Origin of the sequence: Piscinibacter defluvii (assembly GCF_004011805.1) — a bacterium.
Classification (GTDB): Bacteria; Pseudomonadota; Gammaproteobacteria; order Burkholderiales; family Burkholderiaceae_C; genus Piscinibacter; species Piscinibacter defluvii.
The window spans coordinates 476,897-498,104 of record NZ_ML137196.1 but is presented as its reverse complement, the minus strand read 5'-3'; the positions used below and the strand labels follow the sequence as shown (position 1 = coordinate 498,104).

Here is a 21,208-nt window from a genome sequence, read left to right as displayed (position 1 = left end):
TTCTTGTCTCGCGATGGTGGAGGTCGTGGGCCGCAGCGTACGCGGGGCACGGATTGTACGGAGCGCCCCGGCGCCGCGCGGCAGCACGCAGTGTGGCGCGCCGCGCGCCCCGCACCATGCGCGAAACTGCGTATCAGTTTTGACCCCGGCGGCGGAATACTCGCGTCTGCGGAACCTCCGATGACCGACCTGGCCGCCCCCACTCCCCCCGCGCGTGCGCCGAGCCGGCGCCTGCGCCGGGTGCTGCTGTGGGGCGCGCTGGTGGCGCTGCTGGGCGTGGCGCAGTCGCTGCTGGTGTTCCTCACCATCAACCACGAGCGCGTGCGCGCGCAGGAGCAGCTCGACACGGCGGCGGCCGAGGCCGCCAGCGACATCCGCAACGCGCTCGCGCGCCAGCAGCAGGGCCTGCAGGCGATGATGTGGAACGCGCCGCCGCCGCAGCGCTGGCGCATCGACGCCACCGAGCAGCTGCGCGCGCGCCGCGAGCTGCTGCGCCTGGAGCGGCGCGACGCGGCCATGCTGCTGCAGGACCACCTCGACTCGCCCTACGTCGCGCCGCCGTTCACCCGCATCCCGCGTGCCAGCATCGAACTGGAGGCGCACCTGGCCTGCAGCACCGCGCAGCGCCTGGCCGGGCCGGCCTATTCGCGCAGCTACTTCGTGCCGGTCGAGTCCGGCCTCGGCATGGAGGTGATGGACCTGTGCCTGCCCCTGCTGGCCAGCGGCCGGCCGGACGGCTTCATGGTCGCCACCGTCGCGCTCGGCCGGCTCCTGGAGGAGTCGGTCGGCCCGCAGCTGCTGCGCGGCCACGAGCTGAGCTTCGTCGAGGGCGACGGCACGCGCCTGGCCCGCGCCGGCGGCCGCCGCGGCTCGGGCGTCTACGTGTCCGAGCGCATCATCGACCTGCCGGGCCAGTCGCTGCAGCTGCGCGTGGACAGCAGCGCCGGCAGTCCGAGCCTGATCCCCAACCTCGCCGTCGCGCTGGTGCTCGGCCTCTCGCTCGCGTTGACCGGCGTGGTCGCGCTGCTGGTGGCCGACGTGCGGCGCCGCGCCGCTGCGGAGGCGCGTGTGGCCGAGGCGCTGGCCTTCCGCAAGGCGATGGAGGACTCGCTCGTCACCGGGCTGCGCGCGCGGGACCTCTCCGGCCGCATCACCTACGTCAACCCGGCGTTCTGCGAGATGGTCGGCTTCACGCCCGAGGAGCTGATGGGCCCGGCCACGCCGCCCTACTGGCCGCCCGAACATGCGCAGGAGTACGCGCGGCGCCAGAGCGTGCGCCTGGGCGGCCCGCCGTTCGCGCCGGGGCGCAGCGCGCAGGAGGCGCGCACCGGATTCGAGACGGTGTTCATGCGCCGCAACGGCGAGCGCTTCCCGGTGCTGATCTTCGAGGCGCCGCTGGTCGACGGCCAGGGCGTGCACACCGGCTGGATGAGCGCGGTGCTCGACGTCTCGGCGCAGCGCAAGGTCGAGGAACTGTCGCGCCAGCAGCAGGAACGGCTGCAGGCCACGGCGCGGCTGGCCACGGTCGGCGAGATGGCCTCGCTGCTGAGCCACGAGTTGAACCAGCCGCTGGCGGCGATCGCCAGCTACGCCGCCGGCTCGCTGAACCTGCTGAAGGACGGCACGCCCGACCCCGACACGCTGGCGCTGCTGCAGCAGGCCACCGGGCGCATCGCCGAGCAGGCCGAGCGGGCCGGGCGCGTGATCAAGAGCGTGCACGACTTCGTGCGCCGGCGTGAGCAGGCGCGCGAGGCGCTGCGTGCCGACGTGCTGTTCGATGCGGTGATGCCGCTGGTGCGCCTGCAGGCGCGCAAGAGCGGCGCACGCATTGAGCTCGACCTGCCCGACCCGCCGCCGCGCGTTCATTGCGACCGCACGATGGTCGAGCAGGTGCTGCTGAACCTGACACGCAACGGCATCCAGGCGATGGAGGGCGTGGCCGACCCGGCGCAGCGCGTGCTGACGCTCGCCGCGCGCCAGACGCACGAGCGCTGGGTCGAGTTCCGCGTCGCCGACCGCGGCCGCGGCATTGCGCCGGAGGTGGCGCAGCGCCTGTTCACGCCCTTCTTCACCACACGCAGCGAGGGCATGGGCCTGGGCCTGAGCCTGTGCCGCACGGTGATCGAGCAGCACGGCGGCGCGCTCGATTTCGAGTCGGCGCCCGGTGGCGGCACGGTGTTTCGGTTTACCCTACCGGCCGAACCGACCCCCCGGGGCGAGCGCGCCGGCCGCGAAGCCGGGCACGCGGCGCCCGTGTCCGGATGAACGCCTCCACGCCGCTGGGCCTGCCGATCGTCTACCTCGTCGACGACGAGGACGTGCTGCGCGACGCGCTGGCCTGGCTGCTGCGCTCGCGCCGCCTGCTCTCGGAGGGTTTCGCCAGCGCCGAGGCTTTCGAGGCCATGCTCGCCGCCAAGGGGCCGGGCGGCCTGGCCGACTGGCCGCCCGCGCCGAGCTGCCTGCTGCTGGACGTGCGCATGCCCGGCATGAGCGGGCTGGCGCTGTTCGAGCGCCTGGTCGAGCGCGGCCTGACCGAGGCGCTGCCGGTGATCTTCCTCACCGGCCACGGCGACGTGCCCACCGCCGTCTCGGCCGTCAAGCGCGGCGCGTTCGACTTCGTCGAGAAGCCCTTCTCCGACAACGCGCTGGTCGATCGAGTCGAGCAGGCGCTGGGCAAGAGCGAGCAGGCCATCCGCGCCCGGCTGCAGCGCCACGGCCTGCGCCAGCGCCTGGCCGAGCTGACCGAGCGCGAGCGCGACGTGATGCGCCTGGTGATCGACGGCCGGCCCAACAAGCTGATCGCCGACGACCTGGGCATCAGCGTGCGCACCGTCGAGGTCCACCGCGCGCGCGTGTTCGAGAAGATGGAGGTGCGCTCGGCGGTGGAGCTGGCCAACCTGCTGCGGGAAGGCGGCGCGGCGTAGGGGCGACAATCGCCGCATGTCGCTCGGCGAATTCGACCTCATCGCGAAGTACTTCACCCGGCCCGTGGCGCGGGCCGCGCTCGGTGTGGGCGACGATTGCGCACTGCTGGCCGTGCGGCCCGGCATGCAACTGGCCGTCTCGAGCGACATGCTGGTCGAGGGCCGGCACTTCCTGTCCACCGTCGCGCCCGATCGGCTCGGCCACAAGGCCCTGGCCGTCAACCTGAGCGACCTGGCCGCCTGCGGCGCGGCGCCGCTCGGCTTCACGCTCGCGTTCTCGCTGCCGCGCGCCGACGAGGCCTTCCTCGAGGGCCTGGCGCGCGGGATGTTCGCGCTGGCCGACGAACACGGGATCGAGCTGGTCGGCGGCGACACCACGCAGGGCCCGCTGAACCTGTGCCTCACCGTGTTCGGCGAGGTGCCCGCGGGCGGCGCACTGCTGCGGTCGGGCGCGCGGCCGGGCGACGACCTGTACGTCAGCGGCACGGTCGGCGATGCGCGCCTGGCGCTCGAGGCCTTCCGCGGCACGCTCGCGTTGCCGGGCGAGCAGTTCGATCGCGTGCGGGTGGCGATGGAGCGGCCGCAGCCGCGTGTGGCGCTCGGCCTCGCGCTGCGGGGCGTCGCCACCAGCGCGATCGACGTCTCCGACGGCCTGCTCGGCGACCTCGGCCATGTCCTGAAGCGTTCCGAGGTCGGCGCCTGCGTGGAGGTCGATGCCGTGCCGCGCAGCGCCGTGCTGGCTGCGCAGCCGCCGGCCTGGCAGCGCGAATGCACGCTGGCCGGCGGCGACGACTACGAGCTGCTCTTCACCGCCGCGCCGGGCGACGCCGAGCGCGTGCGTGCGGCCGGGCGCAGCGCCGGCGTGGCGGTCACGCGCATCGGCCGCATCGAGGCCGCGCGCGGACTGCGCCTGGTCGATGCGGCCGGTGCGCCGGTGGCGCACACCTTCGGCTCGTTCGACCACTTCCGCTCGTGAACCCGACCTGGCGCTTCCTGTTCGCGCACCCGGCGCACCCGATCGCGCTCGGCTTCGGCAGCGGGCTCGCGCCGCGGGCGCCCGGCACGGTGGGCACCCTGTGGGCCTGGCTGGTGTTCTGGCTGTTCCGCGAGGGCTTCAGCGACACGCAGTTCGCGCTCGTGCTTGCAGCCGCGCTGGCGATTGGCTGGTGGGCCTGCACCGCCACCGCACGCCACCTGGGCAGTGCCGACCCGGGCGCGATCGTCTGGGACGAGGTGGTCGCCTTCTGGCTGGTGCTGTGGCTGGTGACGCCGGCCGGCTTCTGGGCCCAGGCGGTGGCCTTCGTGCTGTTCCGCTTCTTCGACGCCGCCAAGCCCGGCCCGGTGGCCTGGGCCGACCGCCTGTTCAAGGCGCGCGGCGGTGCCGCGCCCGGCTGGGCGCAGGGCTTCGGCATCCTGTTCGACGACCTGGTGGCGGCCTTGTGCACGCTGCTGGTGATCGCGTTGTGGCGGTGGTGGTGGTGACCTCGTTCGAGCCCGCGGTGCTCGCGCTGGCCGAGCGCCTGCGCGCGCGCGGGCTGCGGCTCGCGACGGCCGAGTCCTGCACCGGCGGGCTGATCGCCGCGGCCTGCACCTCGGTGGCCGGCTCGAGCGACTGGTTCGAGCGTGGTTTCGTGACCTACTCGAACGAGGCCAAGGTCGAGTCGCTCGGCGTGCCGGCGCCGCTGATTGTGGCGCACGGCGCGGTCAGCGAGCCGGTGGTCTGCGCGATGGCCGAGGGGGCGCTCGTGCACTCCCGCGCCGACCAGGCGGTGGCCGTGACCGGCATCGCCGGCCCGGGCGGCGCGGTGCCGGGCAAGCCGGTGGGCACGGTCTGGCTCGCGCTCGCGCAGCGCGGCGGCGCCACGCAGGCCTGGCGCTGCCGGTTCGACGGCGACCGCACGGCCGTGCGCGAGCAGACGGTGGCCGAGGCGCTGCGGGCGCTGCTGGACGCGCTGCGATGACCATCCTGCTGGCGACCAGCTTCGAGCCGGACGAGCGCGCGCAGTGGCTCGCGCTGCTGCGCGAGCGCCTGCCCGGAGAGTCGATCACCGATCGGCGCGAGGGCGGCGACGCCGCCCATGTCGACATCGCGCTGGTCGCCAACCCGCCGCGCGGGGCGCTCGCGGGCCTGCCCGGGCTGCGCCTGATCCAGTCGCTCTGGGCCGGCGTCGACCGGCTGCTGGCCGACCCGACGGTTCCCGCCGACGTGCCGCTGGCGCGCATGGTCGACGCTGCGATGAACGAGGCGATGGCCGAGACCGCGCTGTGGGCGGTGCTCGCGCTGCAGCGCGACTTCTTCGACTACGCCGCGCAGCAGCGCCACGCGCACTGGCTGCACCGGCCGCAGCGGCGTGCCGACGAGACGCGCGTCGTCGTGCTCGGGGCCGGGCAGATGGGCGGCACGGTGCGGCGCCGGCTCGAGGCCAACGGCTACCCGGTGCGTGCCTGGAGCAGCCGCGAGGGCGCCTGGCCGCAGGTGCTGCACGGCGCCGACATCGTGATCAACCTGCTTCCGCTGACGCCGGCCACGCGCGGCCTGCTGAACGCACACGCCTTCGCCGCTCTGCCACGCGGGGCCAGCCTCGTTAACCTGGCACGGGGCGCGCACGTGGTCGAGGCCGACCTGCTCGCCGCGCTCGACCTCGGTCCGCTGCGCCATGCGGTGCTCGACGTGTTCGATGTCGAGCCGCTGCCGGCCGATCATCCCTACTGGTCGCACCCGCAGGTGACCGTGCTGCCGCACGTGGCAGCGCAGACCGATGCGCGCAGCGCCGCCGATGTCGTCGCGGCGCAGGTGCGTGCCGTGCGCGCGGGCGCGCCGCTGCGGCACCTGGTGGATCGGCGCAGGGGTTACTGAGCCTGCAGCGCGAGCCGCGGCGGCGCGCTGCGCGTGCGGCCGGTGCCCGGCGCCGCGGCCAGCGGCTCGACCAGCATCAGCACCAGCCGGCGCAGGCCGGCCCAGGGATCGAGCGGCCAGTCCGGATGCTTCAGGCCCTTGACCAGGCCGTCGCACACCTGCGCGGCCTCGAGCAGCGCGGCCAGGGTGTTCTCGGTCAGCACCGGCACGGCGCGTTCGAACAGGCGTTCCTTGACGCCCCAGACCCGCTGCTCGCGCAGCGCCATCGGCAGCGGCTTGCCGGCGGCCACGGCGTCCTTGACGCGCTTGAGCGCGCGGATGTCCTCGGCCAGCGACCAATGCACCAGCACCGCCGCCTCGCCCTCGGCCTCCAGGCCCTCGAGCATGCGCAGCGCACGCGCCACCTGGCCGGCGAGCACCGCCTCGCCGAGCTTGAACACGTCGTAGCGCGCCACGTTCAGCACCGCCGACTCGACCTGCTCGAAGCCCAGCTCGCCGGGCGGGTAGAGCAGCGCCAGCTTGCTGATCTCCTGGTGCGCCGCGAGCAGGTTGCCCTCGACGCGATCGGCGAAGAAGGCGAGCGTGCGCTGCCCCGCCTCGCCGGCCTCGACACGCTGCTGCTGGCGCGCCAGGCGCTGCGCGATCCACTGCGGCAGCGCCTTGCGCTCGATCGGGTCGACGCGCAGCGTGACGCCGGCGCCGTCCAGCGCCGCGAACCAGGCGCTGCCCTGCTGCTGGCGGTCCAGCCGCGGCAGCTGCACCAGCGTGACCACGTCGTCGGACAGCTGCTCGCAGTAGCGCTGCAGCGCCTCCGAGCCGTCCTTGCCCGGCTTGCCGCCGGGAATGCGGATCTCGATCAGCTGGCGCTGCGCGAACAGGCTCATCGCCTGCGAAGCGCCGAGCAGGCTGCTCCAGTCGAAATGCGCGCCGCTGACGGTGTGGACCTGGCGCTCGCTGCAGCCGCTGGCGCGCGCCGCGGCGCGGATCGTGTCGCAGGCCTCCTGCGCGAGCAGCGGCTCGTCGCCCCACACCGTGTACAGCGGCTTGAGGCCGCGGGCCAGGTGCTGCTCGAGCTGGTCGGGGCGGACCTGCATGGGGCTACAGGCTGACCGACGCCAGGCGACGCATCACCTGCGCGACGATGTCGCCCTGCATCGCGCGGTACAGGAAGGCCTCCTCCTGCTCCTTGGCCAGGGCCGCGGTCTCGCTGTAGCTGAGGTCGCGGCTGAGCAGGATCTCGGTCTCGGGGATCAGCTCGCGCCCGGCCGGCGTGCGCAGGCGGAACTTGAAGCGCGAGCGCAGCTGCAGCTCGCGCACCTGGCCGGCCGCGGTGCTGGCCACCACGCTCTTCTCGCGGTTGTCGGTCAGCGACTCGAGCACCACCTGCGCCTGCAGCGGCGACTCGACCACCTGCGTGGTGCGGCTGGCGGCGATGCTGTCGCGCAGCTCGGCGGCCAGCAGCGAGTTCGGCCCGAAGCCGCTCAGCGCGACGGTCTTGAAGCGCAGCTCCGGCGCACGGCGCAGCTCGAAGCCGCAGGCGGCCGGCAGCACGGCGGCGGCGGCCAGCAGCGTGCGCCGCGTGATCCTCATCCGACCACGATGTTGACCAGCCGCCCGGCCACCACGATCACCTTCTTGATCGCCAGGCCGACCGAGAACTTGTGCAGGTCCGGGCTCTGCAGCGCGATCGCCTCGATGGCGCTCTTGTCGGCGCCAGCCGGCACGCGGATCGCGCCGCGCAGCTTGCCGTTGACCTGCAGCATCAGCTCGATCTCGTCGCGCGCCAGCGCGGCCGGGTCGGGCTCGGGCCAGGGCGCGTCGAGCAGGTCGCCCAGCGGCTTGGCGTAGCCGAGCTCGTTCCACAGCACCCAGGTGGTGTGCGGGCAGGCCGGGTAGAGCGCGCGCAGCAGGATGCCGAAGCCCTCGCGCAGCAGCGCCGGCGCCTGGCCCTTGAAGCCCTCGAGCGCGTTGAGCAGCTTCATCGCCCCGGAGACGACGGTGTTGTACTGCATGCGCTCGTAGTCGTAGCCGATCTGCCTGAGCACCGAGTGCAGCTCGTAGCGCAGCGCCTTGGCATCGGCATCGAGCGCGGCATGGTCCGGCGCGCCGGCGCCGCGGATCGCTTCCGCGTTCTTCGCGCCGAAGTTCCACAGCCGCTTCAGGAAGCGGTTCGCACCTTCGACGCCGGCGTCGTTCCACTCCAGCGTCTGCTCCGGCGGCGAGGCGAACATCACGAACAGCCGCGCGGTGTCGGCGCCGTAGCGGTCGATCAGCTCCTGCGGGTCGACGCCGTTGTTCTTCGACTTCGACATCGTGCCCACGCCCTCGTAGGTCACGGCCGAGCCGTCGCTCCTGAGTTTCGCGCCGGTGACCTTGCCGTCCGCGTCGAAGGTGTTCTCCACCTCGTGCGGCCAGAAGTACTCGATGCCGCCCTTCTCGCCCTTGCGCGAGTAGATGTGGTTCAGCACCATGCCCTGCGTCAGCAGGCGCGTGAAGGGCTCGTCGACCTTCACCAGGTGCAGGTCGCGCATCACCTTGGTCCAGAAACGCGCGTACAGCAGGTGCAGGATGGCGTGTTCGATGCCGCCGATGTACTGGTCCATCGGCATCCAGTACTGCGTGCCCGCGCCGACCATCGCCAGGTCGTTCTTCGGGTCGCAGTAGCGCATGAAGTACCACGAGCTGTCCACGAAGGTGTCCATCGTGTCGGTCTCGCGGCGCGCGGGCTGGCCGCACTGCGGGCAGGCCACCTTCAGGAAGCTCTCGCACTTGTTCAGCGGGTTGCCCGAGCCGTCCGGGATCAGGTCTTCCGGCAGCACGACCGGCAGGTCGCGCTCGGGCACCGGTACCGCGCCACAGTCGTCGCAGTGGATGATCGGGATCGGCGTGCCCCAGTAGCGCTGGCGGCTGATGCCCCAGTCGCGCAGCCGCCAGGTGACCTTCTTCTCGCCCAGGCCCTTGGCATGCAGCGCCTTGGCCACCGCATCGACGGCGCGTGCGTAGGGCAGGCCGCTGTACAGGTCGGAATTGATCGTGACGCCGCGCTCCTTGTCGGCGTACCACTCCTGCCAGCGCTCGTAGTCGTAGTGCTCGCCGTCGACATGCACCACCTGCAGGATGTCGATGCCGTACTTCTTGGCGAACGCGAAGTCGCGCTCGTCGTGCGCCGGCACGCCCATCACCGCGCCGTCGCCGTAGCTCATCAGCACGTAGTTGCCCACCCACACCGGCACCGGCTCGTGTGTCAGCGGGTGCTCCACCGTCAGCCCGGTGGGCACGCCCTTCTTCTCGAGCGTGGCGAGTTCGGCCTCGGTGGTGCCGCCGGCCTTGCATTCCTCGAGGAAGGCGGCGACCTTCGGGTCGCGCTGCGCCGCGTGCAGCGCGATCGGGTGCTCGGGCGCGACGGCGCAGAACGTGACGCCCATGATGGTGTCGGCGCGCGTCGTGAAGACGTACATGCGGCCGCCGCCGATGAGCTGGCCATCGGCGCCGGCGATGTGGTGCGGGAAGGCGAAGCGCACGCCCTCGCTGCGGCCGATCCAGTTCTCCTGCATCAGCCGCACCCGCTCCGGCCAGCCGGGCAGCTGCTGCTGCACGTGGTCGAGCAGTTCTTGCGCGTACTGCGTGATCTTCAGGTAGTAGCCCGGGATCTCGCGCTTCTCGACCAGCGCGCCGGAGCGCCAGCCGCGGCCGTCGATCACCTGCTCGTTGGCCAGCACGGTCTGGTCGACCGGGTCCCAGTTGACCACCTGCGTGCGGCGCTCGGCGATGCCGGCCTTGAGCATCTGCAGGAACAGCCACTGGTTCCACTTGTAGTACTCGGGCGAGCAGGTCGCGACCTCGCGGCTCCAGTCGATGGCCAGGCCCATGGCCATCATCTGGCCCTTCATGTGGGCGATGTTCTCGTAGGTCCACTTCGCCGGCGGGACCCGGTTCTTCATCGCCGCGTTCTCGGCCGGCAGGCCGAAGGCGTCCCAGCCCATCGGCATCAGCACGTTCATGCCCTTCATGCGCAGCTGCCGCGCGAGCATGTCGTTGATGGTGTAGTTGCGCACATGCCCCATGTGCAGCTTGCCGCTGGGGTAGGGCAGCATCGAGCAGGCGTAGAACTTCGGCTTGCGCGGGTCCTCCGTCACGCGGTACGCGTCGGCGGAACGCCACGCGGCCTGTGCGGCACGCTCGATCTCGCTGGGTTTGAAGTCGGGGCTCATGGCGTGCGCAGCGGCGCGTCGGAGTTGGCCTGCGATTATAGAAACCGGGCCTGCGCCCGCCGGTCAGCGCGCCGGCGGCTCGGCGACGAAGGCGATCCGGCTCAGCCCGGCCTGCTGCACCAGGCCGATCAGACCGGCGACGCGGCCATAGGGCACGCGGCGGTCGGCGCGCAGCTGCAGCTCGGCCTGCGGGTTGGCGCGGGCCAGCGCGGCGGCACGCTCGCGCAGCGTGGCCTCGTCGATGCGTTCGTCGCCGAGGAAGAGCGCGCCGTCGGCGTCCATGGACAGCAGCAGGGCTGGCACGGCCTCGCCGGGCGGCTGCGCGCCCTCGGCCTGCGGCAGGTCCAGCTTCAGCGAGGCGCTCAGCAGCGGCGCCGTGATCATGAAGATCACCAGCAGCACCAGCATCACGTCGATCAGCGGCGTCATGTTGATGTCGCTCATCGGCTGCGGGCCGGGGGTGCGCTCGAGGCGGCCGAAGGCCATGTCAGCTCTCGGAGGCGGTGTCGGCGAGCATCTCGCGCAGATCGTGCGCGAAGCCTTCGAGATCCGCCTCGCAGGCGCCCACCAGCTTGCCGAAGACGTTGTAGGCCAGCACGGCGGGGATGGCGACGGCCAGGCCGGCCGCCGTCATCACCAGCGCCTCGCCGACCGGGCCCGAGACCTTCTCGATCGTGATGGTGCCGGCCGCCGAGATGCCCACCAGCGCGTGGTAGATGCCCCAGACCGTGCCGAACAGGCCGACGAAGGGTGCGGTGCTGCCGATCGAGGCGAGCAGCACCTGGCCGAACTGCAGCTGGGCCAGCACCGCATGCAGCGCGTCGCGCAGCCGGCGCGTGAGCTGCGAGGCGAGCCGCCCGTGCGACTCGAGCGAGGTGCCGGAGGGCTGCGCGACCGCCGCCTCCAGCAGCGGCCGCAGCACGCCCTCGCGGTCGAATCCGGGCATCTGCGCACGCGCCGCCTCGAGCGAGGGCGCGGCCCAGAACGCCGGCACCGCGCGCGCCAGGTCGTGCCGCACACGGCGCAGCAGCCAGCCCTTCCAGAAGATCAGCACCCAGGCGCTGACCGACATCAGCAGCAGCAGCGCCGCCACCCCGCGCGTGATCGCGTCGCCCTGCTCCCAGAAATGGGCCAGGCCCTCCATCAGCGCAGGCCCAGCACCTCGTCCATGCCGTACAGCCCGGGGCCGCGGCCGGCCAGGAAGCGCGCCGCGCGCAGCGCGCCCTGGGCGAAGTTGGCCCGGCTGGTGGCCTGGTGGCGGATCTCCACGCGCTCGCCGGTGCCGGCGAACAGCACGGTGTGGTCGCCGACGATGTCGCCGCCGCGCACGGTGGCGAAGCCGATGCTGCCGGCGCGGCGCTCGCCGGTGATGCCCTCGCGGGCGTAGACGGCGCAGTCCTTTAGCTCCTGGCCGAGCGCCTGCGCCAGCACCTCGCCCATCTTCAGCGCGGTGCCGCTGGGGGCATCGACCTTGTGGCGGTGGTGCGCCTCGACGACCTCGATGTCGTAGCCCTCGTTGAGCGTGCGGGCGGCCAGGTCGAGCAGCTTCAGCACGACGTTGACGCCGACGCTCATGTTGGGCGCCAGAACGATGCCGACGGCCTTCGCGTGCTCGGCGATCTGCGCCCTCTGCGCTTCGCTGAAGCCGGTGGTGCCGATCACCGCGCGCACGCCGAGCTCGCGGCAGACCGCCAGGTGGGCGAGCGTGCCCTCGGGCCGGGTGAAGTCGATCAGCACGTCGCAGCCGGCCAGGCCGGCGCGCAGGTCGGACGTGATCGCCACGCCGCAGGGGCTGCCGAGGAAGGCGCTGGCGTCCTGGCCGAGCGCCGGGCTGCCGGGGATGTCGAGTGCGCCGCCGAGCACGAGGTCGGCGCTGCCGCGCACCGACTCGATCAGCATGCGCCCCATGCGGCCGGACGCGCCGGCCACGGCCACGCGCAGCGCGCTCACGGCGCGCCCTCCAGCGGCGGGTAGCTGCGCGCCGGACCGATCGGCTCCGGCTCCGCCGCGGGCGGCTTGCGCGGCACCGGCAGGGCCTTGAGCTGCTCGTCATTGAGCGCCAGCGGCGGCGCCTGGCGCGAGGTCTTGAAGGTGTCGATCGAGGCGACGAACTCGCGCTCGGCGGGCAGATCGCCGCCGGTCTCGATGCTCTTGAGCGTCTCGCCGTCGAAGCGCACCACCACGCGGCGCAGCTGCGGCTCGGCGCCCTGGCGGCGGATCGTGAAGACGTAGTCCCAGCGGTCGGCGTGGAAGGCGTCGGTCAGCAGCGGCGAGCCGAGGATGTCGCGCACCTGGGTGCGGTTCATGCCGACGCGCACCGCCTCGGCCTGCTCGCGCGTGACGACGTTGCCCTGCACCACCTCGACGCGATAGGGCGTGACCACGCCGAGGAAGTTGTCCGAGGACTGCAGCGAGCTGCAGCCGGCCAGCACGGCCAAGCCGGCGGCGAGCAGGAGACGAGAGGACATGATGCGCCTGGGGACGGCCGCGCGGCCGCGCGGGCAACCTCGATATGATCGGCGCATTCTAGCGTTCGGCCCTCCGCGGCCGGGCCCGTGACGAGCCCCCATGAGCCACGCCGACGAACTCAAGAACAGCGGCCTGAAGGCGACGCTGCCGCGCATCAAGGTGCTGGAGGTGTTCCAGCGCAGCACGCAGCGCCACATGAGCGCCGAGGACGTCTACAAGCACCTGCTGGCCGAGGGCGCGGACGTGGGCCTGGCCACCGTCTACCGCGTGCTGATGCAGTTCGAGCAGGCCGGCATCCTGTCGCGCAACCACTTCGAGAGCGGCAAGGCGGTCTTCGAGCTCAACGAGGGCAAGCACCACGATCACCTGGTGTGCCTGGACTGCGGCCGGGTCGAGGAGTTCTACGACCCGGAGATCGAGAAGCGCCAAAAGTCCATCGCGCAGACCCGCGGCTTCGAGCTGCAGGACCATGCGCTGGCCCTGTACGCCAACTGCACCAAGAAGGCCTGCCCGCACCGGGGCAAGTAGGCGGGGTCGGCCGCAGGGCCGCCCCAAGGCCGACCGCGCCCCTCGGGGGCAGGAGCGAAGCGACTGGGGGGCCAGGTCACTCCGGCTTCTGCATCGCCTTCTGGTGGCGCTCGATGAACTCCTGGTAGGTGTCGATGCCGCGCAGCTGCAGGATGGTGTTGCGCACCGCGGCCTCCACCAGCACGGCCAGGTTGCGGCCCGCGTCGACCGCGATCACCGCCTTGCGCACCGGCACGTCGAGGATGTCCTCGTACAGCGGCTCGTAGGGCAGGCGCTCGAACTCGCGCTCCATCGTCTCCTTGCGCACCAGGTGGACGATCAGCTTCAGCCGCATCTTGCGACGCACCGCGGTCTCGCCGAAGATGGCCTTGATGTCCAGCAGCCCGATGCCGCGCACCTCGAGCAGGTTGAGCAGCAGCTCCGGGCAGCGGCCCTCCAGCGAGGTCTGCGAGACGCGGTACAGGTCGACCGCGTCGTCGGCCACCAGGCCGTGGCCGCGCGAGATCAGCTCCAGGCCGAGTTCGCTCTTGCCCAGGCCCGACTCGCCGGTCAGCAGCACGCCCAGGCCGAGGATGTCCATGAACACGCCGTGGCGGGTGGTGCGCTCGGCGAAATGCTGGCTCAGGTAGCCGCGCACCACGTCGATCACGTGGCCGGCCGATTCGGCGGTGGAGAAGAGCGGGATGTCGGCCCGGTCGCACATCGCGACCAGCTTGTCCGGCGGCACCTGTCCGTCGGCCACGATCAGCACCGGCGGCTCGAGCGTGACGATGCGCGAGATGCGGCGTTCGGCCACCTCCGGCGTGGCCTCGCCGAGATAGGCCACCTCGCGCCGGCCGACGATCTGCACGCGGTACGGGTGGATGTAGTTGAGGTAGCCGACCAGGTCGGCGGCCGACTGCGCGTTGCGCACCGCGGCCTCGTCGAAGCGCCGCTCCGGATGCGCGTGCCCGGCGATCCATTCCCACTGGAGGGCCTGCCGGTGCTCCTCGAACAGCGCCTCGGCGCTGATGACGGTGGGCTTCACTGCGGCGGCGTCAGGCGACCGACTTGAGCGGCTCCCAGTTGGCGATCAGCTCGTGCACCTTGGCGGCATCGCCTTCGGTCTTGAGCCGCTCGCGCAACTCGCGGTCGGACAGCATTTCCGCGATCTCGGAGAGGATCTCCAGGTGCCGCTGCGTCGCTGCCTCGGGCACCAGCAGGAAGATCAGCAGCACGACCGGCTCGTCGTCCGGGGCGTCGAAGGGAATGGGCTGCTGCACGCGCAGCACCGCGGCCAGCGGATTCTTCAGGCCCTTGATGCGGCCGTGCGGGATGGCCACGCCGTGGCCGAGGCCGGTGGAGCCCAGGCGCTCGCGCGCGAACAGGTTGTCGGCCACCGTGGCACGCGCGATCGCGTGCTGGTTCTCGAACAGCAGGCCGGCCTGCTCGAAAGCCCGCTTCTTGCTCGTGGCATCGACATCCACGAGCACGTTGGTGGGCGGCAGGATGGCGGCGAGACGGTTCATCGTGGGAACGAATCGGGAGCCGGGGCTCGTGACGGCCGACGGGTTGTCGACCGGGCCATGAATTATGGAGTCGCCTCCTGCGGATGGGTTCAACCGGAGGGGGCGGGCGAGAAGCATTCTGCACTTGGTGCTGCGTCGCAGCAACGGTCCTCGCCCCCCGGCTCGCGGGCCGGCCAAACAAAAAGCGGCCGCAGGGGCCGCTTTCTCGGGGTGAGTCCGGATCAGGGCGCCGGGGCGTCGATCCGCTTGGCCGCGAGATGGTGATGGTCCTGAAGCTTGTCCTTGTGGCGGCAGACCTGCCGGTCGAGCTTGTCCATCAGCTGGTCGATCGCCGCGTACAGGTCTTCGTGCGACTGCTCGACGAAGATGTCCTTGCCCTTGACATGCAGCGTGACCTCTGCCTTCTGCCTTCGTTCCTTTTCCTTGAGCTTTTCCACCGTCAGCAGCACGTTGACATCCACCACCTGGTCGAAATGTCGTGTGACCCGTTCCAGCTTCGTGAGCACATACTCACGCAAAGCCGGGGTCACCTCGAGGTGATGTCCGCTGATCGTCAGGTTCATCGAGGACTCCTTTCGCGGGGGAAGAAAGCGCGGGGGATGCAGGGGGATGAGGAGCGGGGAGGGGGCGGGTCTCGGGCCTTCCCGCGGCGGGGTAGGCGAGGCCAGTGTGCCGGCTATCCCTCGGGGTGACAAGCGGGAGACACCAAGCGTCACGGTGCAATAATGCGCGCTGGTCCCCTCGCGGAGATGTTGTTGGACAGCACCCCTACGCAGTGACCGTCCGCTCCCGGCAGGCCGCCTTCCCTGGCGGTCCCGGCCTGGAGTGAGGCGGTTCCCGGCCCTTCACCAGCCCACCGTTGCACCCAGGTCCGCCGGCGCCTTGCGCCGGCTCGCCGACGGAGCCTCCATGCTGAACGTCTTCACGCTGGCCAATGGCCGGCTGTTCCAGGAAGAGATCGAGAGCCTCGACGCGCTCGCCGGTCTGAAGCCGATCTGGGTCGACCTGGACGCACCCACGCCGGAGGAGAAGGGCTGGATCTCGCAGCACTTCGGCCTGACCATCCCGCAGGACGTGGTGGACGACGACCTGGAGGAGTCCGCCCGCTTCTACGAGGAGGACAACGGCGAGCTGCACATCCGCTCGGACTTCCTGATCGACGACGAGGAGCGCTCGCGCAACGTGCGGGTGGCCTTCATCCTCTTCAAGAACGTGCTGTTCTCGGTGCACGGCGAGGACCTGCCGGTGTTCCGCCTGCTGCGCCTGCGCGCGCGCCGCATCCCGGCGCTGATCGAGGACGCCAAGGACGTGCTGCTCAAGCTCTACGACGCGGACGCCGAGTACAGCGCCGACGCGCTCGAGGGTGTGTACGACAGCCTCGAGGCGGTCAGCGCGCGGGTGCTCAAGCAGGACGTGAACGACCAGGTCGCTGCCGAGGCGCTGGCCGCGATCGCGCGCGAGGAGGACCTGAACGGCCGCATCCGCCGCAACGTGATGGACACCCGCCGCGCGGTCAGCTTCATGATGCGCAGCCGGCTGCTGAACGCCGAGCAGTTCGAGGAGGCGCGCCAGATCCTGCGCGACATCGACTCGCTCGACTCGCACACCACCTTCCTGTTCGACAAGATCAACTTCCTGATGAACGCCACGGTCGGCTTCATCAACATCAACCAGAACAAGATCATCAAGATCTTCTCCGTGGCCAGCGTCGCGCTGCTGCCGCCGACGCTGATCGCCAGCATCTACGGCATGAACTTCCAGGCCATGCCGGAGCTGAACTGGCGCTTCGGCTACCCGTTCGCGCTGGCGCTGATGATCGCCTCGGTGGCCGCGCCGTTCATCTACTTCCGCCGCAAGGGCTGGCTGCGCTGACCGGATGGGTCAGGCGTTCGCGCGCCGCTTCAACCAGCGCATCAGCGCGCCGACCGCGGGCAGCTTCTCGTACAGTTCCTCGGCCGCGTCCCAGTAGTCGCGGTGCAGGGCGACGAGCCCGTGGGCGTCGAAGCGCAGGTGCGAGGCGCCGCGCACCACCTGCTCGCCGCGCGCGAAGCGGCGCATGCGGAACAGGAAATCCCAGGTCAGGAAACACTGGTCGCCCTGCACCAGGATGTCGTGCACCACGAAGCGCGGCGACTCGAGCGCCTCGAACATGTGGGTGAACACGTGCTGGATCGCGGCCACGCCCTGCACCTCGTTGAACGGGTCCTTGAAGCGCGCGTCGGCGGCGTAGTAGCGCGGCAGGCGCACCACGTCGCCGGGCGAGAGTGCCTCGAAGAAGTCCACCAGGCGCGCCACGCGCGCATCGGGGTGACGCTGGTTCACAGTCCGGTGGCGCGGCGGATCGCCTTGAAGTAGAGCGTGTCGCCCACGTGGCTGAGCGCCTTCAGCCACAGCGTGAAGCGCTTCGGGAAGTGGATCTCGAAGCGGCCCGCCTCCCAGCCGCGCACGATCTCCGCGGCGGCCTGCACCGGCGAGATGAGCGCCGGCATCGTGAAGCGGTTCTGCGAGGTCAGCGGCGTCTCGACGAAGCCCGGGTTGACCAGCGACACGCCGACGCCCTGCGGCTGCAGGTCGAAGTACAGCGTCTGCGCCAGGTTGATCAGCGCCGCCTTGGTCGGCCCGTAGGCCAGCGAGTTGGGCAGGCCGCGGTAGCCCGCCACGCTGGCCACCAGGCTCAGGTGCCCGGCCTTCTGGCGCAGCAGGTGCGGCAGCACCGCGTCGAGCAGGTGCAGCGCGCCGACGTAGTTGACCTGCTGGTGGCGGATCGCGTCGTCGAGGTCGAAGGCGGTCGCGCGCATCGCCTTGTAGTGGCCGGCGCAGTAGACCGCCATGTCGAGTCGGCCGAAGCGCTGCACGATCTCGTCGGCCGCGGCGCGCATCGCGGCGCGGTCGGTCGCGTCCAGCGGCAGCGCCAGGCTGCCGGCATGCTGGTGCGCGAAGGCCTGGATGGTGGCGCCGCTGCGCGCGGAGACCACCACCACCGCGCCGCGCTGGTGCAGCAGCTCGGCGGTGGCGCGGCCGATGCCGGTCGAGGCGCCGACCAGCCAGACGACGCGGCCGCTCCAGTCCTCGATGCGGGGGTTCAGGGGCATGCGCATCTTTCAGGGTTTGGTGAAGGCGAGCGTCACCTCGCCGAGGCGGATGCCGAACTTGCTCATCACCGCCTTGTTGAGCATGACCTTGTCGTCGACCAGGAACATCCAGTCGTCGAACTGCACCTCGTAGACCTTGTCGTCCACCGGCAGGCGCAGCGTGTAGGCCCACTGGAAGGCGTTGCCGGCGGCCTGGCCCTGCGCGGTGCCGACCACGTCGTCGGCGGTGCCGGTGTAGCGGCCCTCGTTTCCAGCGCCTCGCAGCTTCTTCAGCCGCCACACGCGGCGCTGCGTCGAGCCGTCGCTGTAGGTGAAGGCCTCGTCGAGCACGCCCTCGTCGCCTTTCCAGGTGCAGTCCATGCGGACCGTGAAGCGGCGCACCACCTTGCCGGAGCGGTCGGTGAAGATGCCGTGGGCCAGCACCAGGCCGTCGAAGTAGCGCTCGAGCGCGAGCACGGGTTTCTCGGCGGCGTAGTCGGCCGGCGTCGGTGCAGAGGCGCAGCCGGCCAGCAGGGCGGATGCGGCCGCGGCCGCGAGGAACAGGCGTCGGTGGTTCATCGTTCGCGCCCCGGGCGGATCCAGAGCAGGTAGAGCAGCGCGGCCGCGCCGAGCTTGAGGGCGCAGGGCAGCAGCGCGTAGGCCAGCGTGAGGGCGTCGAGCGCGGCGGCGTCGCGGCTGCCCGGCGCGTAGCCGAGCGCCTGCAGCGCCGGCAGCGCCAGGCCGGCGGCCAGCGCGAGGTTGAGCTTGGTGGCGAAGTTCCACCAGCCGAAGTAGGCGCCCTCGGCCCGCCCGGCATGGCCGGCACGCTGCACCACGCCGGCCAGCAGCGCCGCCGGCAGCGTGAGGTCCGCGCCCAGCGCGATGCCGCTGCCGATGCACACCGCGGCATAGGCGAGCGTGTCGCCGCGGCCGAGTGCGGCGGCCCAGGCGAACACGCCGATCGCCAGCAACATGCCGGCGAGCCAGCTGCGCGCCAGCCCGAAGCGCTTCACCAGCCGCACCCAGAGGGGAATCGACAGCGCTGCGGCGGCGAAGTAGGCGGCCAGGAACAGCGGCTCCCAGGCCGGCGCCTCGAGCCGGTCGCGGATGAAGAACAGCACCAGCGTGGCCGGCACCGCGCCGGCGATGCCGTTGACGAGGTAGATCGCGAGCAGCCGGCGGAAGTCGCCCGACGCGAACGGCAGGGCCATCGACGCGCCGGGCGCGCCGGGCGCCGCGGCGGGCGGCTGCGGCGCCCGGGCCAGCGCGGCCAGGGCGGCCAGCAGCAGCAGTGCGAACAGCAGCGTGCTCGCCTCCAGCCCGGCCAGCGAGGGCAGCAGGCTGGCCAGCAGCACGCCGATCAGCGCCAGGCCCTCGCGCCAGGCGACGATGCCCGCCCGGCCGGCCGCGTCGCCGCCGAGCCGGGCGCCCCAGGCCTGGTGGATCACGCTGACCACGCTGTAGGCGAGGTAGGTGACGACGAGCGCCGCGGCGCACCAGGCCAGCAGCGCCGCGGTGCCGTTGACCGACGGGAAGAACAGGGCCCGGAAGCCGAGCGCCAGCAGCACCGCCGCCGCCGCCGCCGCCAGCCACGCGTGCCGGGCCGAGCGGGTGAACAGCGCGTCGGCGGCCCGGCCGATCAGCGGGTCGGCCACCGCGTCGAGCACGCGCGCGGCCAGCAGCACCGCGCCGAGCGCGGCCAGCGGCACGCCGAACTGCGTCGCGTAGTGGTTCGGCAGGATCACGTACAGTGGCAGTGCGACGAAGGCCAGCGGCAGTCCCGGTGCGCCGTAGGCGAGCCCGTCGCGCCAGGTCGACCGGGCGAGCGGCACGGCCAGGCTGCTCACGATCGCGTGCCCGGGCCGCCGAGCAGCGCCAGGCGCAGCGCCGGCTCGGAGGTCTGCGGGCCGAGCCAGATGGCGAAGAAGCGGCGCGCGAACTCGGCATCGCGCACCTCGCCGCGCAGGCGGCCGTTGACGAAGAAGCGCGCCGCCTCGAGCGGCTGGTGCACGCCGGTGATGCGGTCGCCCTTGGTCACGTCCGGGAACATGCGCTTCATCTCGTCGAGCCAGCGTTGCTGCAGCGCGTCGTCGACATCGCCCAGGCGTTTCATCTCCTCCAGGCTGCGTTCGGCAATCAGCCGGCCGTAGAGCGTGCGGGCGTACTCGAGCTCGAGCGCCAAGGGCTGCTGCTCGAAGCGCGCCGCATCGAAACCCTCGCGCACCCACAACCGAGCGTCGTAGACCTGCAGTCCGAAGAAGGTGAGCCGGCCGCTGCCTTGCAGCCGTGCCCCCGGCAGTTCGGCCGCCACCTCGGCGGGCACGGTGGCGGGCGTCGCGCGGCGCGCCCGGGCCGCGAGCGGCGCCAGCGCCAGGCCGATCAGGCAGGCACGTCGGGTGGTCATGGCTCGCTCAGTCGCGCTGCAGCGTGAACTGCACGACGCTGGTGTTGCCCGTGGCGAAGGCCGCCTCGCAGTAGGCGAGGTAGAACTCCCAGATGCGCACGAAGCGGGTGTCGAAGCCGAGCTGGCGCACGCGCGGCTCCTCGGCCAGGAAGCGTTCGCGCCAGCGGCGCAGCGTCTCGGCGTAGTCGAGCCCGAACTCGAACTCGTCGACCACGCGCAACCCGGCCTGCCCGGCCGCCGCTCGGAAGGCGCTGCGGCTGGGCAGCAGGCCGCCGGGGAAGATGTACTGCTGGATGAAGTCGGTCGACTTCACGTAGCGTTCGAACAGGTCGTCGCGGATCGTGATGCTCTGGATGCAGGCGCGCCCGCCCGGCCTGAGCTGGCGCTGCACGGTGGCGAAGAAGCCCGGCCAGTACTCGCGGCCGACGGCCTCGAACATCTCGATCGAGGCGATCGCGTCGTACGGACCGTCGGCGATGTCGCGGTAGTCCTGGAAGCGCAGGTCCGGCGCCGGCTCGAGCGCGGCGACGCGCTCGCGGGCCCAGGCGAGCTGCTCGGTCGAGATCGTCACGCCGGTGACCCGCGCGCCGAACTCGCGCGCCGCGGTCTCGGCCAGCGCGCCCCAGCCGCAGCCGATCTCGAGCAGGCGCTGCCCGCGCTGCACGCCGCACTGGCGCAGCGCGCGGCGCACCTTGGCGTGCTGCGCGGCCACCATGTCGCCCGAACGCTCGCCTTCGAACCAGGCGCTGCTGTAGTTCATGGTCGGGTCGAGCCAGAGCCGGTAGAAATCGTTGCCCAGGTCGTAGTGGGCGTGGATGTTCTTGCGGCTGCCGCCGCGCGAGTTGCGGTTGAACAGGTGCCGCGCGCGGTACAGCAGCGAGCCCCACCAGCGGCCGTAGATCACCTGCTCGACGGCGTCGCGGTTGGCGACGAACAGCGTCAGCAGCGTGGTCAGGTCCGGCGAGGTCCAGTCGCCGGCGATGTAGCTCTCGGCGAAGCCGATGTCGCCGGACTTCAGCGCCGCCGCGCAGACCTTCCAGTTGCGCAGGCGGATCGCGGCACGCGGCTCGCCCTCGCGCAGCGCGCCGAAGTGCAGGCTGCCGCCGTCGGGCAGCTGCACGTCCAGGCTGCCGTGGCGCAGGCCGCGCAGGAGGTGGAACACGGCCCGCGCCGCGGGCGGTGCCGACTCGGGCAGGGTCGGCAGGGCGACGCCGGTGATGCTGTTCATGGGGACGG

Annotated in this window: 24 protein-coding genes; 8 read left to right on the top strand and 16 right to left on the bottom strand. The window is 71.9% G+C overall.

Annotated features, from left to right (window positions below):
* Nucleotides 1–180: 180 nt before the first annotated feature.
* Genes D9C15_RS02255 through D9C15_RS02235 form a run of 6 tightly spaced genes read left to right on the top strand, consistent with a single transcriptional unit; the run spans nucleotide 181 to nucleotide 5,781 of the window.
* Entirely contained in the window at nucleotides 181–2,265 is a 2,085-nt protein-coding gene (locus D9C15_RS02255) for a sensor histidine kinase (RefSeq protein WP_127995790.1), read from the top strand.
* Nucleotides 2,262–2,924 (top strand): response regulator transcription factor, encoded by a 663-nt coding sequence (locus D9C15_RS02250; protein ID WP_127995789.1) that lies wholly within the window; start codon nucleotides 2,262–2,264, stop codon nucleotides 2,922–2,924. The genes D9C15_RS02255 and D9C15_RS02250 overlap by 4 nt, the downstream gene beginning before the upstream one ends.
* Nucleotides 2,925–2,940: 16 nt before the next feature.
* Nucleotides 2,941–3,900, top strand: a complete 960-nt coding sequence (gene thiL, locus D9C15_RS02245) for a thiamine-phosphate kinase (protein ID WP_127995788.1) — start codon at nucleotides 2,941–2,943, stop codon at nucleotides 3,898–3,900.
* Nucleotides 3,897–4,406, top strand: a complete 510-nt coding sequence (locus D9C15_RS33885; protein ID WP_240668257.1) for a phosphatidylglycerophosphatase A family protein — start codon at nucleotides 3,897–3,899, stop codon at nucleotides 4,404–4,406. The genes thiL and D9C15_RS33885 overlap by 4 nt, the downstream gene beginning before the upstream one ends.
* Entirely contained in the window at nucleotides 4,397–4,885 is a 489-nt protein-coding gene (locus D9C15_RS33880; RefSeq protein ID WP_240668256.1) for a CinA family protein, read from the top strand. The genes D9C15_RS33885 and D9C15_RS33880 overlap by 10 nt, the downstream gene beginning before the upstream one ends.
* Nucleotides 4,882–5,781 (top strand): 2-hydroxyacid dehydrogenase, encoded by a 900-nt coding sequence (locus tag D9C15_RS02235; protein ID WP_127995786.1) that lies wholly within the window; start codon nucleotides 4,882–4,884, stop codon nucleotides 5,779–5,781. Before D9C15_RS33880 ends, D9C15_RS02235 begins: the two co-directional genes overlap by 4 nt.
* Here D9C15_RS02235 and holA read toward each other — a convergent pair.
* From holA to D9C15_RS02200, 7 genes are all read right to left on the bottom strand, one after another.
* Nucleotides 5,775–6,875, bottom strand: coding sequence for a DNA polymerase III subunit delta (holA, locus tag D9C15_RS02230; RefSeq protein WP_127995785.1), 1,101 nt, complete (start codon nucleotides 6,873–6,875; stop codon nucleotides 5,775–5,777). The genes D9C15_RS02235 and holA overlap by 7 nt on opposite strands.
* A gap of 4 nt (nucleotides 6,876–6,879) precedes the next feature.
* Nucleotides 6,880–7,371, bottom strand: coding sequence for an LPS-assembly lipoprotein LptE (locus tag D9C15_RS02225; RefSeq protein ID WP_127995784.1), 492 nt, complete (start codon nucleotides 7,369–7,371; stop codon nucleotides 6,880–6,882).
* Nucleotides 7,368–9,992: a leucine--tRNA ligase gene (gene leuS, locus D9C15_RS02220; RefSeq protein ID WP_127995783.1), complete on the bottom strand. Its 2,625-nt coding sequence runs from the start codon at nucleotides 9,990–9,992 to the stop codon at nucleotides 7,368–7,370. The genes D9C15_RS02225 and leuS overlap by 4 nt, the downstream gene beginning before the upstream one ends.
* Before the next feature lie 63 nt (nucleotides 9,993–10,055).
* Nucleotides 10,056–10,478: an ExbD/TolR family protein gene (locus D9C15_RS02215; protein WP_127995782.1), complete on the bottom strand. Its 423-nt coding sequence runs from the start codon at nucleotides 10,476–10,478 to the stop codon at nucleotides 10,056–10,058.
* Between the two features lies 1 nt (nucleotide 10,479).
* A complete protein-coding gene (locus D9C15_RS02210; RefSeq protein ID WP_127995781.1) occupies nucleotides 10,480–11,136 on the bottom strand; it encodes a MotA/TolQ/ExbB proton channel family protein in 657 nt (218 codons plus the stop codon).
* Nucleotides 11,136–11,942 carry a 4-hydroxy-tetrahydrodipicolinate reductase gene (dapB, locus tag D9C15_RS02205; protein WP_127995780.1) on the bottom strand — a complete coding sequence of 269 codons (807 nt, stop codon included), beginning with the start codon at nucleotides 11,940–11,942 and terminating at the stop codon, nucleotides 11,136–11,138. The genes D9C15_RS02210 and dapB overlap by 1 nt, the downstream gene beginning before the upstream one ends.
* Nucleotides 11,939–12,460, bottom strand: coding sequence for an outer membrane protein assembly factor BamE (locus D9C15_RS02200; protein WP_127995779.1), 522 nt, complete (start codon nucleotides 12,458–12,460; stop codon nucleotides 11,939–11,941). The genes dapB and D9C15_RS02200 overlap by 4 nt, the downstream gene beginning before the upstream one ends.
* Before the next feature lie 100 nt (nucleotides 12,461–12,560).
* Here D9C15_RS02200 and fur point away from each other — a divergent pair, with 100 nt between their 5' ends.
* Complete coding sequence (fur, locus tag D9C15_RS02195; RefSeq protein WP_127995778.1) at nucleotides 12,561–12,989, top strand: ferric iron uptake transcriptional regulator; 429 nt, start codon at nucleotides 12,561–12,563, stop codon at nucleotides 12,987–12,989.
* 76 nt (nucleotides 12,990–13,065) lie between these two features.
* On the opposite strand, the gene hprK is transcribed toward fur, so the two are convergent.
* The 3 genes from hprK to hpf all read right to left on the bottom strand — a co-directional run bounded on the left by hprK (nucleotide 13,066) and on the right by hpf (nucleotide 15,060).
* Nucleotides 13,066–14,016: an HPr(Ser) kinase/phosphatase gene (hprK, locus tag D9C15_RS02190; protein ID WP_127995777.1), complete on the bottom strand. Its 951-nt coding sequence runs from the start codon at nucleotides 14,014–14,016 to the stop codon at nucleotides 13,066–13,068.
* 10 nt (nucleotides 14,017–14,026) lie between these two features.
* Nucleotides 14,027–14,497 (bottom strand): PTS sugar transporter subunit IIA, encoded by a 471-nt coding sequence (locus tag D9C15_RS02185; protein WP_127995776.1) that lies wholly within the window; start codon nucleotides 14,495–14,497, stop codon nucleotides 14,027–14,029.
* Between the two features lie 221 nt (nucleotides 14,498–14,718).
* Nucleotides 14,719–15,060 carry a ribosome hibernation-promoting factor, HPF/YfiA family gene (hpf, locus tag D9C15_RS02180; RefSeq protein ID WP_112188714.1) on the bottom strand — a complete coding sequence of 114 codons (342 nt, stop codon included), beginning with the start codon at nucleotides 15,058–15,060 and terminating at the stop codon, nucleotides 14,719–14,721.
* 346 nt (nucleotides 15,061–15,406) lie between these two features.
* Between hpf and corA the strand changes: the two genes are divergently transcribed.
* Nucleotides 15,407–16,369: a magnesium/cobalt transporter CorA gene (corA, locus tag D9C15_RS02175; RefSeq protein ID WP_127995775.1), complete on the top strand. Its 963-nt coding sequence runs from the start codon at nucleotides 15,407–15,409 to the stop codon at nucleotides 16,367–16,369.
* A gap of 9 nt (nucleotides 16,370–16,378) precedes the next feature.
* Here corA and D9C15_RS02170 read toward each other — a convergent pair whose 3' ends face one another.
* Genes D9C15_RS02170 through D9C15_RS02145 form a run of 6 tightly spaced genes read right to left on the bottom strand, consistent with a single transcriptional unit; the run spans nucleotide 16,379 to nucleotide 21,200 of the window.
* Nucleotides 16,379–16,792: a nuclear transport factor 2 family protein gene (locus tag D9C15_RS02170; protein ID WP_240668255.1), complete on the bottom strand. Its 414-nt coding sequence runs from the start codon at nucleotides 16,790–16,792 to the stop codon at nucleotides 16,379–16,381.
* A 23-nt stretch (nucleotides 16,793–16,815) separates the two neighbouring features.
* Nucleotides 16,816–17,589 carry an SDR family NAD(P)-dependent oxidoreductase gene (locus tag D9C15_RS02165; protein ID WP_127995773.1) on the bottom strand — a complete coding sequence of 258 codons (774 nt, stop codon included), beginning with the start codon at nucleotides 17,587–17,589 and terminating at the stop codon, nucleotides 16,816–16,818.
* Nucleotides 17,590–17,598: 9 nt separating this feature from the next.
* On the bottom strand, nucleotides 17,599–18,147 hold the full coding sequence (locus tag D9C15_RS02160) for a DUF3833 domain-containing protein (RefSeq protein WP_127995772.1): 549 nt from the start codon (nucleotides 18,145–18,147) through the stop codon (nucleotides 17,599–17,601).
* Nucleotides 18,144–19,415 carry an MFS transporter gene (locus tag D9C15_RS02155; protein ID WP_127995771.1) on the bottom strand — a complete coding sequence of 424 codons (1,272 nt, stop codon included), beginning with the start codon at nucleotides 19,413–19,415 and terminating at the stop codon, nucleotides 18,144–18,146. The genes D9C15_RS02160 and D9C15_RS02155 overlap by 4 nt, the downstream gene beginning before the upstream one ends.
* The gene (locus D9C15_RS02150) at nucleotides 19,412–19,972 is read right to left on the bottom strand and encodes a chalcone isomerase family protein (protein ID WP_127995770.1); all 561 of its coding nucleotides are present in this window, start codon (nucleotides 19,970–19,972) and stop codon (nucleotides 19,412–19,414) included. The genes D9C15_RS02155 and D9C15_RS02150 overlap by 4 nt, the downstream gene beginning before the upstream one ends.
* A gap of 7 nt (nucleotides 19,973–19,979) precedes the next feature.
* On the bottom strand, nucleotides 19,980–21,200 hold the full coding sequence (locus D9C15_RS02145; RefSeq protein WP_127995769.1) for an SAM-dependent methyltransferase: 1,221 nt from the start codon (nucleotides 21,198–21,200) through the stop codon (nucleotides 19,980–19,982).
* Nucleotides 21,201–21,208 lie beyond the last annotated feature (8 nt).